The sequence below is a fragment of the Micromonospora sp. LOL_013 genome (assembly GCF_048060315.1).
GTDB lineage: Bacteria > Actinomycetota > Actinomycetes > Mycobacteriales > Micromonosporaceae > Micromonospora_E.
Map to the genome: position 1 here is coordinate 49,460 of NZ_JBHMIQ010000015.1, position 14,582 is coordinate 64,041.

Annotated in this window: 15 protein-coding genes and 1 pseudogene; 8 read left to right on the forward strand and 8 right to left on the reverse strand. The window is 71.5% G+C overall.

The features are described from left to right. Positions 1 to 208: 208 nt before the first annotated feature. From ACFHWS_RS12135 to ACFHWS_RS12150, 4 genes are all read right to left on the reverse strand, one after another. On the reverse strand, positions 209 to 1,120 hold the full coding sequence (locus ACFHWS_RS12135) for an oxidoreductase (RefSeq protein WP_416568203.1): 912 nt from the start codon (positions 1,118 to 1,120) through the stop codon (positions 209 to 211). A 2-nt stretch (positions 1,121 to 1,122) separates the two neighbouring features. Beyond that, positions 1,123 to 1,710 (reverse strand): TetR/AcrR family transcriptional regulator, encoded by a 588-nt coding sequence (locus tag ACFHWS_RS12140; protein WP_416555305.1) that lies wholly within the window; start codon positions 1,708 to 1,710, stop codon positions 1,123 to 1,125. Then, a complete protein-coding gene (locus ACFHWS_RS12145) occupies positions 1,707 to 2,651 on the reverse strand; it encodes an oxidoreductase (protein WP_416555307.1) in 945 nt (314 codons plus the stop codon). Before ACFHWS_RS12145 ends, ACFHWS_RS12140 begins: the two co-directional genes overlap by 4 nt. Positions 2,652 to 2,719: 68 nt before the next feature. Further along, positions 2,720 to 3,295, reverse strand: a complete 576-nt coding sequence (locus ACFHWS_RS12150) for a TetR/AcrR family transcriptional regulator (RefSeq protein WP_416555309.1) — start codon at positions 3,293 to 3,295, stop codon at positions 2,720 to 2,722. Positions 3,296 to 3,399: 104 nt separating this feature from the next. On the opposite strand from ACFHWS_RS12150, the gene ACFHWS_RS12155 reads away from it, so the two are divergent. The 5 genes from ACFHWS_RS12155 to ACFHWS_RS12175 all read left to right on the forward strand — a co-directional run bounded on the left by ACFHWS_RS12155 (position 3,400) and on the right by ACFHWS_RS12175 (position 7,198). Beyond that, positions 3,400 to 3,798, forward strand: coding sequence for a hypothetical protein (locus ACFHWS_RS12155; RefSeq protein ID WP_123603506.1), 399 nt, complete (start codon positions 3,400 to 3,402; stop codon positions 3,796 to 3,798). A gap of 80 nt (positions 3,799 to 3,878) precedes the next feature. Further along, positions 3,879 to 4,493 (forward strand): DM13 domain-containing protein, encoded by a 615-nt coding sequence (locus ACFHWS_RS12160; RefSeq protein WP_416555311.1) that lies wholly within the window; start codon positions 3,879 to 3,881, stop codon positions 4,491 to 4,493. A gap of 5 nt (positions 4,494 to 4,498) precedes the next feature. Then, the gene (locus tag ACFHWS_RS12165) at positions 4,499 to 5,230 is read left to right on the forward strand and encodes a response regulator transcription factor (RefSeq protein ID WP_416555313.1); all 732 of its coding nucleotides are present in this window, start codon (positions 4,499 to 4,501) and stop codon (positions 5,228 to 5,230) included. Next, positions 5,223 to 6,329 carry a sensor histidine kinase gene (locus tag ACFHWS_RS12170; protein WP_416555315.1) on the forward strand — a complete coding sequence of 369 codons (1,107 nt, stop codon included), beginning with the start codon at positions 5,223 to 5,225 and terminating at the stop codon, positions 6,327 to 6,329. Before ACFHWS_RS12165 ends, ACFHWS_RS12170 begins: the two co-directional genes overlap by 8 nt. Before the next feature lie 83 nt (positions 6,330 to 6,412). Further along, positions 6,413 to 7,198, forward strand: a complete 786-nt coding sequence (locus ACFHWS_RS12175; RefSeq protein ID WP_416555317.1) for a ThuA domain-containing protein — start codon at positions 6,413 to 6,415, stop codon at positions 7,196 to 7,198. A gap of 104 nt (positions 7,199 to 7,302) precedes the next feature. Here the strand turns inward: ACFHWS_RS12175 and ACFHWS_RS12180 are convergent. Next, positions 7,303 to 7,701 (reverse strand): annotated as a pseudogene (locus ACFHWS_RS12180) (ADP-ribosylglycohydrolase family protein); the annotation flags it as partial. 436 nt (positions 7,702 to 8,137) lie between these two features. Here ACFHWS_RS12180 and ACFHWS_RS12185 point away from each other — a divergent pair. Next, complete coding sequence (locus ACFHWS_RS12185; RefSeq protein ID WP_416555319.1) at positions 8,138 to 9,154, forward strand: glycoside hydrolase family 11 protein; 1,017 nt, start codon at positions 8,138 to 8,140, stop codon at positions 9,152 to 9,154. 152 nt (positions 9,155 to 9,306) lie between these two features. On the opposite strand, the gene ACFHWS_RS12190 is transcribed toward ACFHWS_RS12185, so the two are convergent. The 3 genes from ACFHWS_RS12190 to ACFHWS_RS12200 all read right to left on the reverse strand — a co-directional run bounded on the left by ACFHWS_RS12190 (position 9,307) and on the right by ACFHWS_RS12200 (position 11,788). Continuing rightward, positions 9,307 to 10,506, reverse strand: coding sequence for an RtcB family protein (locus tag ACFHWS_RS12190; RefSeq protein WP_416555321.1), 1,200 nt, complete (start codon positions 10,504 to 10,506; stop codon positions 9,307 to 9,309). Between the two features lie 196 nt (positions 10,507 to 10,702). Continuing rightward, the gene (locus ACFHWS_RS12195) at positions 10,703 to 11,389 is read right to left on the reverse strand and encodes a phosphodiesterase (protein ID WP_416555323.1); all 687 of its coding nucleotides are present in this window, start codon (positions 11,387 to 11,389) and stop codon (positions 10,703 to 10,705) included. Between the two features lie 30 nt (positions 11,390 to 11,419). Then, entirely contained in the window at positions 11,420 to 11,788 is a 369-nt protein-coding gene (locus tag ACFHWS_RS12200; RefSeq protein ID WP_416555325.1) for an ArsR/SmtB family transcription factor, read from the reverse strand. A gap of 291 nt (positions 11,789 to 12,079) precedes the next feature. Between ACFHWS_RS12200 and ACFHWS_RS12205 the strand changes: the two genes are divergently transcribed. Together ACFHWS_RS12205 and ACFHWS_RS12210 are read left to right on the forward strand one after the other, a co-directional pair. Then, on the forward strand, positions 12,080 to 13,498 hold the full coding sequence (locus tag ACFHWS_RS12205) for a GH1 family beta-glucosidase (protein WP_416555327.1): 1,419 nt from the start codon (positions 12,080 to 12,082) through the stop codon (positions 13,496 to 13,498). Positions 13,499 to 13,590: 92 nt separating this feature from the next. After that, entirely contained in the window at positions 13,591 to 14,571 is a 981-nt protein-coding gene (locus ACFHWS_RS12210) for a sulfite exporter TauE/SafE family protein (RefSeq protein WP_416555329.1), read from the forward strand. Positions 14,572 to 14,582: the final 11 nt, after the last annotated feature.

Sequence of the window (14,582 nt, forward strand, 5' to 3'; positions counted from 1 at the left end):
GGATCATCCGACCCGAATACCTTCGAGTTCTGGTCGTTCACCGGAATCAACCAGAAGGCATCCGTCGAGGCGTACACCAGAGACCGACCGGACATCGACGTCAGGCTCACCGAGGTGGGCGACACCAGCGAGACGGCCCAGGCGCTCACCGCCGCACTGGCCGGCGGCAATGTGCCCGACCTGGCGGCCCGGCCGCAAGCAGCTGCGGCTATTCGGCGACCGGGAACTCGACACCGGTCAGCTTCTCGCTCTCCGTCCACAGCCGGCCAGCGGTGGCGGCGTTGTCGGCCGCCGGGCTGCGACGCGCGGCGACCGGCGGGCCGACCATGTCGAACAGTCGGCCCGGCCCCCAGTAGCTGCCACCGTCGACCGCCGGGTCGGTGGCGGCGCGCAGCGTCGGTAACGCTCCGTCGCGCGGCGTCATCGCGATCAACCGGCTGACGGTGGTGACGAAGCCACCGGTGTGCCGGGCCAGGTCGGTGGCGGTCCACCCAGGATGGGCGGCGGTCGCCAGTACGGGCGACCCGGCTCCGGCCAGCCGGCGTTGCAGCTCCAGGGTGAACAACAGGTTGGCGAGTTTGCTCTGCCCGTACGCGGCCCACCGCCGGTAGCGACGCCGCTGCCAGTTCAGGTCGGCGAAGTCGATCCGGCCGGCGCGGTGGGCGTTGCTGGCGACGGTGACCACCCGGGCGTTGGCGCCGGCTTGCAGCAGCAGTGGCAGCAGCCGGCCGGTGAGCGCGAAGTGGCCGAGATGGTTGGTGCCGAACTGCAGCTCGAAACCCTGCCGGGTGCGCCGCAACGGGGTCAGCATCACCCCCGCGTTGTTGATCAGCAGGTCAAGCCGCTCGTGGTCGGCGTGCAACACCTCGGCGAACCCGGCCACCGAGTCGAGGTCGGCCAGGTCGAGCCGGGCGCAGCTTACCGTGCCAGTCGGCCGCTCGGCGCGGATCCGGTCGGCCGCCGTGCCGGCCCGTCCGGCATCCCGGCAGGCGAGCACCACGTGGGCGCCTCTGGCGGCGAGCATCCGGGCGGTCTCGAAGCCGATGCCGGAGTTCGCGCCGGTGACGACGGCGGTCCGGCCGCTCTGGTCCGGCAGGTCGTCGAAGGTCCACGGTGTCATCGTCACTCCCGGGTCAGGGCCTCGCCGCCGGCGAACACGATCGTCACTGCGGTCTGCATTCCGGTTCGGTACTCGTCGACCGACGAGAGCTTGTGTTTCAAGCCGAACGAGGTGGCGTGCAGGTGCTCGGCCAGGTCCCGGGCGGACAGGCCGGCTGCCCGCCACCGGTCGGCGACCCCGCTGTCGGCGAGGACCTGCTCAACCCCGTCGACCAGCCCGCGCTCGATCCGCTCGGCCAGCGAGCAGCGCAGCGTGGCCGCGGTGTTCAGCAGCTCCTCGAAGTTGCCGTGCACCGCGGCCCCGACCGACGGGCCCTGGCACGCTTCGAACGCGGCGAGGATCCGCCCCGGCGGGTCGAGGTCGTCGCGGGCGAAGGCGGCCCCGGTCGCCGCGCACACGCCGGTCACCATCCGGTCCACGGCGGCGACGAACAGCTCGTCCTTGGTCTTGAAGTGCAGGTAGAGCCCTTGCCGGGAGATGTCGGCCGCACGGGCCAGGTCGTCCATCGACGTCTTCCGGAACCCGTACCGGATGAACACGTCGATCGCGGTGTCGGCGATGGCGTTCCGCCGGGTGGCGCTCGGTGTCACGCTGGGCGCTCCGTGTGCCCGAGCGCCCCGAAGGGGTACGCCACTCCGCTCAGCTGCTCGCTTTCGGTCCACAGCCGGCTGGCCATGACGGTGTCCTTGGACCGGGCGGAGCTGCGGGCCGGTGCGGGTGGCCCGGAGGTGCCGAGCCGGCGGGCCGGCCCCCAGTAGCTGCCGGCGGGCGCCTGCGGGTCCGTGGCGGCGCGCAGGCTGGGCAGCGCCCCGGCCGCTGGTTGCATCCGGATCATCCGATCGATCCGCGACCGGCTCTCGCCGGTGGACCGGCCCTGGTGACGGCCGATCTCGGTCGAGGTCAGGCCGGGGTGGGCGGCTACGGCCCGCACGGTCGACCCGGCCTCGGTCAGCCGGCGCTGCAGTTCCAGGGTGAACAGCAGGTTGGCGAGTTTGCTCTGTCCGTACGCGGCCCACGGCCGGTAGCGGCGTTGCCGCCAGTTGAGGTCGTCGACGTCGACGCTGCCGGTCCAGTGGGCCAGGCTGGAGACGGTCACCACCCGGGCCGCCGGTGCCGCGTCGAGCAGCGGCAGCAGTTCGCCGGTGAGCGCGAAGTGGCCGAGATGGTTGGTGCCGAATTGCAGCTCGAAGCCCTGCCGGGTGCGTCCCAGCGGCGGTGCCATCACGCCGGCGTTGTTGATCAGCAGGTCGAGCCGGTCGTGGTCGGCGCGGTAGGCGTCGGCGAACGCGGTGACCGAGTCGAGGTCGGCCAGATCCAGCTCGGCCCCGGTCACCGCGCCGGCCGGCTGACCGGCCCGAATCCGGTCCAGCGCCGCTTCGCCCTTGCCCTCGTCCCGGTACGTCAGCACCACATGTGCGCCTTTGGCGGCGAGCATCCGGGCGGTCTCGAAGCCGATGCCGGTGTTCGCCCCGGTCACCACCGCGACCCGGCCGGTCTGGTCGGGAATGTCATCGAATGACCATGCAGCCACGCTGACGCCTCGCTTCTTCGTTGCCTACTTGACAGCCGCGACAAACTTTACGTGATGCACTCAACCTGTCAAGTGTGCTGGTCCGGCGTTAGCTCGAAGAGCAGTCGGATCACCGGGCCGGCGAGCACCGCCGGGTCGTCGTCCGTGTCGTGCGGCAGCGCCCCGGACAGCCACAGGGTCGCGAAGCCGTGCACGATCGACCAGGCCGCCAGGCGGGCGTTGTCCCGGTCGCCGGCCGGCACCCGAGCGTCGTCCAGGCTGGCCCGTAGCGCGCGGCCGGCCCGTTGGCGCGCGGTGACCAGCTCCGGCGCGTCGAAGTTCAGCAGGCTCGGTTGGAACATCACCTCGAAGTGCGCCCGGTGGGACGAGGCGAACCGCACGTACGCCTGGCCGGCGGCGAGGATGTCGCCGCCGGCCGCCGCCAACTGGGTCGCCAGCAGGTCGAGGCCCTCGGCGGCGATCGCGGTGAGCAGGCCGGTCTTGTCGCCGAAGTGGTGTGTCGGGGCGGCGTGCGAGACCCCCACCCGTCGGGCCAGGTCGCGCAGGCTCAGTGCCGCCGCCCCGGATTCGGCGATCGCCTCGGTGGCGGCGGTCAGCAGGGCCCGCCGCAGGTCGCCGTGGTGGTACGGCTGTTGCCGCATCATGCCTCCCCTCATCTTGCCGTTGACAAGATGCTACCCGGAGCGGCTATCTTGTCGGTGACAAGATAGCCGGGCGCGTACGGCGCCGACCCCGAGGAGAAGCCCTGATGAGTACGGCGGACCGATGGCTGACCGTGATCGCGCTGGTCAGCGTCCCGACGGTGATGTTCGGCGGCTACTCGTTGATGCGGCTGGCCGCCGCCCGAAAACTGACCGACTTCCAGCTGTCGCTGTTCCGGGCCGGCCACGCCCACGCCGGCGTGCTGCTGGTATTGACCCTGACCGCACTGAGCATCGCCGCCCGCGCCGGACTGTCCGACCCGTACACCTGGGTGGTTGGCGCGCTGCTGGCCGCCGGCACGATCAGTCAGTCCGGCGGCTTCTTCCTGCACGCCGGGATCGGCCGCCCCGGACAGTGGTCGGTCGGCAACACCCTGACCGTGCTCGGCGCGGGGCAGCTCACCGTCGCGCTGCTGCTGCTCGCGTACGCCGTCGCAACCAGCTGACCTGCCACTACGCCGACCGTAAGACTTTCGCAAGAGATCAACTACGGCCGGCCGGGCGCCGCCGCCGTAGGCTGATCCGCGTGTGGAAACGACTCCTTGCCAACCCGTTGAGCTGGCTGCTCGCCGTCGTCGTAGCCGCCGGACTCGCGTTCGGCGGTTACTGGTTCCAGCCGTGGAAACTGTTCACCGACGACGTGGTCGACGAGGCGCTGCCGCAGGTGCAGATCGCGGCGACCGGCACCCCGGCACCGGACCCCGCCGCGCCCGGGACCGACTCACCCGGGTCCACCCCGTCCGGGACCGCCTCGCCCGGCGCCGCACCGGCCAGCCCGTCCCCGGCCGGTAACCAACTGCTGGCCTCCGGCGAGTTCGTCACCCACGAGCACGAGACCACCGGCACCGCCGAGGTCGTCCAGTTGGCCGACGGCCGCCGTCAACTCGTGTTCCGCGACTTCGCCACCTCCAACGGCCCGGACCTGCGGGTCTGGCTCTCCGACCAGCCGGTGCTGGACGGCCGTGACGGCTGGTTCGTCTTCGACGACGGGCAGTGGGCCGAGCTGGACCGGCTCAAGGGCAACCGGGGTGACCAGGTGTACGAGATCCCTGCCGACCTCGATTTGACCAGCCTGACCAGCGTCTCCATCTGGTGCAAACGCTTCTCGGTGTCGTTCGGGGCAGCCGAGTTGGCCGCCTGACAGCCATGGCCGTGCCCACCACCGGCCGACCGTCCCTCCGGGTGCTCGTCGTCGACGACGATCCCACCGTGTCCGATGTGGTCCGCCGGTACCTGGAACGAGCCGGCTACCAGGTCACCCGCGCCGCCGACGGGGTCGCCGCGCTGGCCGCGGTCGACCAGTGCCGGCCCGACCTGGTGGTGCTGGACCTGATGCTGCCCGGGTTGGACGGTCTGGAGGTGTGCCGGCGGCTGCAGCGGCAGGCCAGCGGCGTACCCGTGATCATGCTGACCGCACTCGGGGAGGAGGCCGACCGGGTGATCGGCCTGCAGCTCGGTGCCGACGACTACGTCACCAAGCCGTTCTCGCCCCGGGAGCTGGTGCTGCGGGTGCAGTCGGTGCTCCGCCGCTCCGGGCCGCCCCCCGGCCCGGTCGGCGGTGAACCGCCGGTGGTCCGCGACGGCGAGCTCGCGCTGGACACCGGCCGGCGGTCGGCCCGGCTCGGCGACACCGAACTCGCGCTGACCACCCGTGAGTTCGACCTGCTGCTGCACCTGGTCCGCCACCCGGCGAAGGCGTTCCGCCGGGAGGAACTGCTCGCCCAGGTGTGGGGCTGGAACTTCGGTGACCAGTCCACCGTCACCGTCCACGTGCGACGGCTGCGGGAGAAGGTCGAACGGGATCCGGCCCGACCCCGACGGATCGTCACCGTCTGGGGCGTCGGCTACCGCTACGAACCGGCGGCCGGCAATGCCTGATCTGCCCACCGGCGACGTCCTCGCCGTGCTCGCCATCGGGCTGGGCGCGTCGCTGCTGATCGGCGTGCCGGGCGCGGTCGCGCTGCGGCTGCTACGCCGGCACAGCATCGTCGTGCACCTGACCGTCCTGCTCACCGTCACCGTACTGGCGGTCCTCGCCGGCGTCGTCGGCGCGGCCCAGGCGATGTTCCTGTCCGTCCACGACCGGGACGTGGTGCTGCTGGTGCTCGCCGCGTCCGGAGCGGTCAGCCTGGCTGTCGGCTGGTGGCTGGGCGCCCGGCTGGCCCGGCAGGCGGTCTGGGCCGACCAGCTGCGCCAGCGGGAACGCCAGGCCGAGGCGAACCGGCGGGAACTGGTCGCCTGGGTGTCGCACGACCTGCGGACGCCGTTGGCGGGGCTGCGGGCCATGGCCGAGGCGCTGGAGGACGGCGTCGTCGCCGACCGGGCCACCGTCGCCGACTACCACCGGCGGATCCGGGCCGAGACCGACCGGATGACCCAACTCGTCGACGACCTGTTCGAACTGTCCCGGATCAACGCCGGCGCGTTGCGGCTGTCGCTGCGCCGGGTGCCCCTCGCCGAGGTGGTCTCCGACGCCCTGGCGTCGGCCGAGCCGCTGGCCCGGGCGCGGGGCATCCGGCTGGTCGCCGCCGAACGCGGCTGGCCGTCGGTCACCGCCAGCGAGCCGGAACTGGCCCGGATCATCGGCAACCTGCTTCGCAACGCGATCCGGTTCACCCCGTACGACGGGGTGGTGCAGGTCAGTGCGGGCCGCGACGGCGGCGCCGCCTGGCTGGCGGTGCACGACACCTGCGGCGGCATTCCCGAGGCGGACCTGCCGAGGGTGTTCGACGTGGCGTTCCGGGGCGAAACGGCGCGCAGCCCCGCTCCCGCCGGCCCGCCCCGAGCGGCGTCGCAGGTCGGGGCGGCGTCCCTATCCGGTTGGGCCGTTCCGGGCCGTCCCGAGCCACCACCGGCCGGCGGTGGACTCGGCCTGGCGATCGTGCGCGGCCTGGTCGAGGCGCACGGCGGTCGCGTCGAGGTGACCAACGCCGGCTCAGGCTGCCGGTTCCTCGTCCACCTGCCCGCCGCCGGTTGACCAGCCGCCCGTGGGCCTCGATCATGAGATGTGCCTGATGCACTCGCCGTCCTGCCGTCCGCCGCTGCTCTGCAGCCGGCCCGATGATCGGCGTGCCGGTCCGGCCCGGTTCCGAGCTCACCCGACGGACGGTCGGCACCGGCCTGCTCGGCGGTATCGTGGCGCTGGTGACCACCGGCTGCACCGAGTCGAGCAGCGAGAAGAACCGGTACCGGGTGCTGGTGTACAGCCGCACCACCGGGTACCGGCACGACTCCATTCCGGCCGGGGTCGAGGCCGTCCGCGAACTCGGCGCGGAACACGGCTTCGCCGTCGATGCCACCGAGGAGCCGACCGCCTTCACCCCGGACAACCTGAGTCGGTACGCCACCGTTGTCTTTCTTAACACCACCGGCGAGGTGCTCGACGATGCCGGCCGGGCGGCGTTCGAGGACTACATCAACGGCGGCGGCGGATTCGTCGGTGTGCACGCGGCCGCCGACACCGAGCACAACTGGCCGTTTTACGGTGATCTGGTCGGCGCGTACTTCGCCCAGCATCCGCCGGTGCAGCCGGCCACCGTGGAGGTCGTCGACCGGACCCACCCGGCCACCGCCCACCTGCCGGCCCGCTGGGAGCGCACCGACGAGTGGTACGACTACCGGACCCGACCGACCGACGCCCGGATCCTCGCCGAGCTCGACGGGACCAGCTACACCGGTGGGCAAATGGGGCGCCCGCACCCGCACGCCTGGTGCCGCACGTATGCCGGTGGCCGCACCTTCTACACCGGCGGCGGCCATACCGTTGAGGCGTACGCCGAATTGGCGTTCCGCACCCACCTGCTCGGCGCGATCCGCTGGGCCGCCGACCGGGATGCCACAGGGTGACGGCGGGGCCCCGGGCTCATCCGTACGGTCAGCGCTGACCTCCGAAGGTCGGTAACTATCCAATATGTGATTGAACACGGAGTGTGCCGTGGTGCACGCTGCGGGCTCGCGGCCAGCGCGGTCGGGTGGCCGTGGGTCAGCCCGGCATGCAGCTGCGCGACGCCGGCCGATGTGTCGTCGTCGTAGGCGTCGACCAGACCGACCGGGGCGCCCCGCATGTTCGCCCCGCAGCCCTTCGGCCCGCCGACGGTGGCCTGCTGCCACGGTACGTCGGACAGCCGGCCGCAGGCCCGCAGACAGGTCATGCCGGATGCCCGGTTGTTGTCCGGGCTGGCCACCCAGACCAGGAATCGGGCCCGGAGCAGCGGTTCCAGCCCGTCCGGGGTGGTAGCCGGGGCGTCGTGCAGCGCCCAGCCGACCGCGAGGGTCATCCGGGTGTCGTCGGTGACCAGCGCCGGCTCCCGGCCGTAGACCCGGGCGAGTCCGAGCGCGTGGTCGAGCACGACGTCCGCGTCCGGTGCGTCGGCCGCCGCCTCGGCCGCCGGCAGTCCTCGGCTGCTCCGGCCGTACCCCGAAATACTTCCGGAAGTTCAGGTTGCCGCCTGGGCGGCCCATGCACCCGATTCGCCATGCGGTGTGGAGTGTGCACTGATCGCGCCGATCTTGCGATCTCCCGGGCAGTGCTGCTGGCCAGCTTGAACGGCCACCATGCCGCGAATGCGTGGGCTGGCACTGTGTTTCCGCAATGTTTCCGAAATTTGTTGACAGCCGACCAACTGCCTCCTACCGTCGATTCCATCGACATGTCTCTATGGTTGTCGATCCCCGCCACCACGCGGTACGACGCCGATCCTCGACGGCGGTCGCCGTCCACGACTGGCTGTCGGGTCGTACCGCACCGCTGGCTCCCGCCAGCCACCAAGAGGAGGAAGCACCTACATGAAAGACACTCTCGTCAAGCCGAGGAGTCGCGGCCGTATGCGGCTGCTGATCGGCACCGCGTGCGCCGCCGCGCTGGTCGTCAGCGGCATGATGGTCGCCCCCAGCGCGCACGCCGAGGCTGACCGGACCCTCAGCCAGAACGGCACCGGCACCCACAACGGGTACTACTACTCGTTCTGGAAGGACAGCGGCAACGCCAGCATGACGCTGCGCGAGAACGGCCGGTACTCCAGCCGGTGGGACGGCAGCACCAACAACTGGGTCGGCGGCAAGGGCTGGGCCACCGGCACCCGGCGAACGGTCAGCTACTCGGGCAGTTACCAGCCGAACGGAAACAGCTACCTCGCGCTGTACGGATGGACGCGCAACCAGCTTATCGAGTACTACGTGGTGGAGAACTTCGGCACCTACAACCCGAGCAGCGGTGCCACCCGGATGGGTTCCGTCACCACCGACGGCAGCGTCTACGACATCTACCGCAGTCAGCGGGTCAACGCGCCTTCGATCGACGGCACTCGAACCTTTTATCAGTACTGGAGCGTCCGGCAGCAGAAGCGCACCGGTGGCACCATCACCACGGCGAACCACTTCGACGCCTGGGCTCGGGCCGGTATGCAGCTCGGCTCCAACCACAGTTACCAGGTGATGGCGACCGAGGGCTACCGAAGCAGCGGCAGCTCCGACATCAACGTCTGGGAGGGCGGCGGCAACCCCGGACCTTCCCCGACCAGCAGCCCCGGCAACCCGGGCCAGGGCAACTGCACTGCGGTGTTGTCGGCCGGCCAGCAGTTCGGCGACCGGTTCAACCTCAACGTCTCAGTGCAGCATGTCAGCAATTGGACCGTCACCCTCACCCTGAACGGCAGCCAGTGGATCCAGAACAGCTGGAACGCCTCGGTCAGCGGTACGAGCGGTACCGTCACCGCCAGGCCGAACGGCAGCGGTAACACTTTCGGCGTGACGATCATGGCGAACGGAAACTGGACCTGGCCGACGGTCACCTGTCGAACATGAGCCCGACCAACTGAGCAACGGGACCATCCTGCATGAGTGGGTCGACCTGCTGGGGGTCGGCCCACTCGACGATCGTGTACCTATCGACGGACAATGCGGACATATCCTCTCGATATGTGCAAGATCGTCGAGGGTGGCGGGCGGGGTGGGGGTCAGCCCTTGACGCAGACCACCTGCCGCAGGTGTGCCACCACCTCGACCAGGTCGGCCTGCTCGGCGAGCACCTGGTCCAGGTTCTTGTACGCCGCCGGGATCTCGTCGACCACACCAGCGTCCTTGCGGCACTCCACCCCGGCGGTCTGCTCGGCCAGGTCGTCGACCGTGTAGGTCTTCTTCGCCTTCGACCGCGACATCCGTCGACCCGCGCCGTGCGACGCCGAGCAGTACGCCGCCTCGCTGCCCCGACCCCGCACGATGTAGGAGCCGGTCCCCATCGACCCGGGGATGATGCCCAGCTCGCCCCGCCCGGCCCGGATCGCCCCCTTGCGGGTCACCAGCAGCGGCACCCCGTCGTAGACCTCCTCGGCCACGTAGTTGTGGTGGCAGGAGATCGGCTCGTCGAAGCGGACCGCCGGCACCGCCGTGCGCAGCACCCGGCAGAGCAGCGCCAGCATGACCGCCCGGTTGCGGGCCGCGTACTCCTGCGCCCAGGCCAGGTCCCGCCGGTACGCCGCCATCTCCGCCGTGTCGGCGAGGAAGACCGCCAGGTCGCGGTCGGGCAGGCCGGCGTTGTGCGGCAGCTTCCGGGCCGCCGCGATGTGTCGCTCGGCCAGCTCCTTGCCGATGTTGCGGGAGCCGGAGTGCAGCATTAGCCAGACCCGGCCGGCGTCCGGACCGCCCTGCTCGACGCAGACCTCGATGAAGTGGTTGCCACCGCCGAGGGTGCCGAGCTGACGCTGCGCCCGGGACTCCAGCGCGGCGACCCCGGGATGCAGGTCGGCAAAGCCGGACCAGAACCGGTCCCAGCCGGCGGTGGGCAGGCCGTGCACCCGGCGCGGGTCGACCGGGGTGTCGCGGGCCTGGAAGCCGACCGGGACCGCGGCCTCGATCGCGGTACGCAGCGCGCCCAGGTCGTCCGGCAGCTGCGCGTCGGTCAGGCTGGTCCGCACCGCGGACATGCCGCAGCCGATGTCGACGCCGACGGCGGCTGGGGCCAGCGCCTGGCGCATCGCGATCACCGAGCCGACGGTGGCGCCCTTGCCGTAGTGCACGTCGGGCATCACCGCGACGCCGTGCACCCACGGCAGCGTGCCGATGTTGCGCAGCTGCTGGCTGGCCTGCGGCTCGATGGTTGCCGGATCGGTCCAGACCTTGACCGGGGCCCGGGTGCCGGGCAGCAGCGTATGACTCATGGAAACTCCTGGGTTCGGTACGGGGAGCGTGACGGTGACCCGGTGCCGGCTGCGGTACCGGGGAAGACCAGCGTGGATCGTCAGAAGGATCGGCGAGGGTCAGCGGGACTGCTGGTGGGCGCGGCTCAGCCGCGTCGGGTGGTGGCGAATCTCGCCAGCGCTCGCATCGGTGGCTCCTCGGTCGTCACGGTGCCGTTCACGCTAAAGGCCGCTGACCGGTGGCGGCAATCGGATTGTCGTCGGTGCGGGCGCCCCGGGCGCGCCGGGAGGCGGCATAGGTGACCGTACGGAGCCGTTGGATCAGCCCGCCGGTACGCAGCCGCAGCGGAGGGTGACCGGTCGGATCGAAGGCGAGCGCGGCGTCGACAGCGGACGGCAGTGGCTCGCCGACGTCGATCCGACCGAACGTCCGCCAGTGGCCGGTGCCGGTGGCCGCCGCCAGCCGCAGCACGATCGGGCGACGGGCGGCGGCATCGGCTAGCTGCTCGACCGCGCCGCCGAGGCGGCCCGGGGTGGCCGGAGACACGGCCAGGTAGATCCGGTGCCGACCGTGCCGCAATGACAGGATGCTGCCGTACGTGGTGGCGAAATCGCGCCGGAGTAGTGGCAGGTGACGCAGTACCGGTGCTCGGCCGGCACTGGACACCAGCAGGTCGACCGGGCGGTCCGGGGCGTGGACGCGGACCGCAAGGCCGAGAATGTCCGGCCAGCCGGGCGGGGTCGGGGTGCCCCGGGAGAAGCGGATGACGGCCGGCCAGCGCCCCGCCGGCAGGAACCATTCGGCGAGTGGTCCCCAGAGCTGGACCGCGCCGGTGAACGAGCAGCCGCGCGGGTGCAGCAGCCGACCGCCTCGCACGTGCGCCAGCCAGGCTCCGAAGGTCACGGCGCAAGGCGTACCCAAGTTCGGGGTGATTTACCGCCGATGGTCGGCGTCGGTGCCGTTCTGCTGTGGTTCTCGGCGCTGATCCCGGCGCCCCCGGACCAGCTCGGTGGCGAGGGCGTCGAGCCGCTGAGCCCAGAAGTGCCGGTAGCGGCCGATCCATTCGTCGATCTCCCGCAGCGGTGCGACATCCACGGCATACAGCCGTCGGGTGCCGACGGCGCGTACGGTGGTGAATCCGTTGTCCCGCAGCACCCGCAGATGCTGCGACACCGCCGGCTGGGAGATGCCGAACTCGGCCTGGACGACCGCGCCGAGGTCACCGGCGGAGCGCTCGCCGTCGGCGAGTAGCTCCAGGATCCGGCGGCGGACCGGGTCGCCGAGGACGTCGAACGCGTGCACCGGTCGAACCTATCCGTGATGACTTATATAAGCAAAGGTGTCGGGTCAGCCCAGGCTACCGGTGGCCACTAGCTGCGGCGCTCACCGGCCGGCCGGGTCCATCGCCGGGTCCGGCCGCATCGAATCGGCGACCAGCAGGCATGCTGGAGCCTGTTGATCGTGCGGCGTAGCCGACGTGGGTGTCCGGTACGGGCCCTGCCCCGGAGGCCACCGAGGCGGGCGTCCGGGTCACCGCCGACCCGGGCACCAGCCAGATCGAGATCGTGCTCAGCGCGTAAGGAGAATCCCGACATGCCCGTATCATCACCGTCCGGCCCGGTCTTCCCCGGCAACTTCCTCTGGGGTACGGCGACCGCGTCGTACCAGGTCGAGGGGGCCGCTGCGGTAGACGGCCGGACGCCCTCCATCTGGGACACCTTCGCGCACACCCCCGGTCTGGTCACCAACGGCGACACCGGTGACGTGGCCTGCGACCACTACCACCGACTGGAGGAGGACCTCGACATCCTCGCCGAGCTCGGCGTCGGCGCCTACCGGTTCTCGATCTCCTGGTCCCGGGTGCTGCCGGGCGGCGGCAGCCAGCTCAACCAGCGGGGCGTGGACTTCTACTCGGCGCTGGTCGACGGGCTGCGGGCCCGGGGGATCGCACCGGTCGCCACCCTCTACCACTGGGACCTGCCGCAGGAGCTGGAGGACGCCGGCGGCTGGCCGCACCGGGACACCGCCGAGCGGTTCGCCGACTACGCCGGCCGGATGGGGGAGGTGTTCGGCGACCGGGTGCACACCTGGATCACCCTCAACGAGCCGTGGTGCTCGGCGTACCTGGGCTACGGCTCCGGGGTGCACGCCCCGGCGCGTACCGAGCCGGCCGCCGCGCTCGCCGCCGTGCACCACCTCAACCTCGGGCACGGTCTGGCGGTACGCGCGCTGCGGGCGAGCATCGACCCGGCGGCCCGGGTGAGCGTGACGTTGAACCTGCACCACGTGCGGGGTGAGTCGCCCGGCGACGCCGAGGCGGTCCGCCGGATCGACGCGCTGGCCAACCGGGCTTTCCTCGGGCCGATGCTGGGCGGGGCGTACCCACGGGACCTGATCGACGACACCGCCGCGGTGACCGACTGGTCGTTCGTGCGCGACGGCGACGAGGCGGCCGCGCACGCCCCGCTGGACCTGCTCGGGGTGAACTACTACAACCCGGTGCTGGTCCGCCAGTGGGACGGGGTGTCGCCGCGGTCGACCGCCGACGGGCACGCCGACGGGGCGGCCTCGCCGTGGATCGGCGTCACCGATGTCGAGTTCGTCACCCAGCCCGGCCCGTACACCCAGATGGGCTGGAACATCGACGAGACCGGGCTGACCGAGCTGCTGCTGCGGCTGCACCGCGACTACCCGGGGCTGCCGATGATGATCACCGAGAACGGGGCGGCGTTCGACGACGTGCTCGACGACGACGGCCGGGTCCGTGACCCGCGCCGGGTCGACTACCTGCACCGGCACCTGACCGCGGTGGCCGAGGCGATCGACGGCGGCGCCGACGTGCGCGGGTACTTCGTGTGGTCGCTGATGGACAACTTCGAGTGGGCGCACGGGTACGGCAAGACGTTCGGCATCGTGCACGTCGACCGGCAGACGATGCGGCGCACCTGGAAGGAGAGCGCGCACTGGTACCGGCGGGTGGTGGCCGCGAACGCGCTGCCGGCCGGCCGCTGACCGCGAACTGCCCGGATCCGGTTCACCTATCGACCTGGTAAATCCGATCGACATGCTAGACATTGCCGGTCCGGTCCGGCACCCTCGACAGGGTGGACTGGGTATTGGTGCTGGCCGGTTGCGGCATCGGAATCATCGTCGGGCTGACCGGCATGGGCGGCGGGGCGCTGATGACCCCGATGCTGGTGATCTTCTTCGGCGTACCGCCGCTCGCCGCCGTCTCCAGCGACCTGGTGGTCAGCGCGGTGATGAAACCGGTCGGCGGGCTGGTGCACATCCGGCGGCGGACCGTGCACTGGTCGCTGGTCGGCTGGCTCTGCCTGGGCAGCGTGCCGAGCGCGTTCGCCGGCGTCCTGCTGCTGCGCTCACTCGGCGACGGCGAGCGACTGCAGCAGGGCATCAAGGTGGCGCTCGGGGTGGCGCTGGTGCTGGCCGCCGCCGGCCTGGTCTTCCGCACCTACACCCGGATGGCCGAGCACGCCGCCCGCCGCCGGACCGGCACCGCCGGCCTGCCCGGCAGCGACACCGCGCCGGCCGAGCCGCCGCTGCGGGCCCGGCCGCTGCCGACCGTGCTGATCGGTGCCGTCGGCGGTCTGATCGTCGGGATGACCAGCGTCGGCTCCGGTTCGCTGATCATCATCGCGTTGCTGATGCTCTACCCGCTGCTGCGGCCCGCCTTCCTGGTCGGCACCGACCTGGTGCAGGCGGTGCCGCTGGTGATCGCGGCCGCCGTCGGGCACCTGCTGTTCGGCGACTTCCGCCTCGACCTGACCACCTCGCTGCTGCTCGGGGCGGTACCCGGAGCGTGGCTCGGCGCACAGCTGTCGTCGCGGGCACCCGGCGGCCTGGTCCGTCGGGCGTTGACCCTGGTCCTGCTGGCCAGTGCGATGAAATTGCTCGGCGTGCCGGACATTCCGCTGCTGATTGCCCTCGCCGCCGTCGTTGTCGCCGGGTCACTCGGCTGGATGGCTGCCCGCCGCCGGCACGGCCTGCCCGCGCTGGCCCGTACCGAGCTGCGTGAGCCGCACCGGCCAACCGACCGGGCCGAGCCGCTGCGGGTCGGCGGCCGGTGACGGCCGGGACA

Bases quoted from the DNA above. Each gene is read 5' to 3' on its own strand.
- ACFHWS_RS12135 (WP_416568203.1), bottom strand. From the start codon at position 1,120: ATGACACCGTGGACCTTCGACGACCTGCCGGACCAGAGCGGCCGGACC.
- ACFHWS_RS12150 (WP_416555309.1), bottom strand. From the start codon at position 3,295: ATGATGCGGCAACAGCCGTACCACCACGGCGACCTGCGGCGGGCCCTG.
- ACFHWS_RS12155 (WP_123603506.1), top strand. From the start codon at position 3,400: ATGAGTACGGCGGACCGATGGCTGACCGTGATCGCGCTGGTCAGCGTC.
- ACFHWS_RS12165 (WP_416555313.1), top strand. From the start codon at position 4,499: ATGGCCGTGCCCACCACCGGCCGACCGTCCCTCCGGGTGCTCGTCGTC.
- ACFHWS_RS12170 (WP_416555315.1), top strand. From the start codon at position 5,223: ATGCCTGATCTGCCCACCGGCGACGTCCTCGCCGTGCTCGCCATCGGG.
- ACFHWS_RS12175 (WP_416555317.1), top strand. From the start codon at position 6,413: ATGATCGGCGTGCCGGTCCGGCCCGGTTCCGAGCTCACCCGACGGACG.
- ACFHWS_RS12185 (WP_416555319.1), top strand. From the start codon at position 8,138: ATGAAAGACACTCTCGTCAAGCCGAGGAGTCGCGGCCGTATGCGGCTG.
- ACFHWS_RS12190 (WP_416555321.1), bottom strand. From the start codon at position 10,506: ATGAGTCATACGCTGCTGCCCGGCACCCGGGCCCCGGTCAAGGTCTGG.
- ACFHWS_RS12205 (WP_416555327.1), top strand. From the start codon at position 12,080: ATGCCCGTATCATCACCGTCCGGCCCGGTCTTCCCCGGCAACTTCCTC.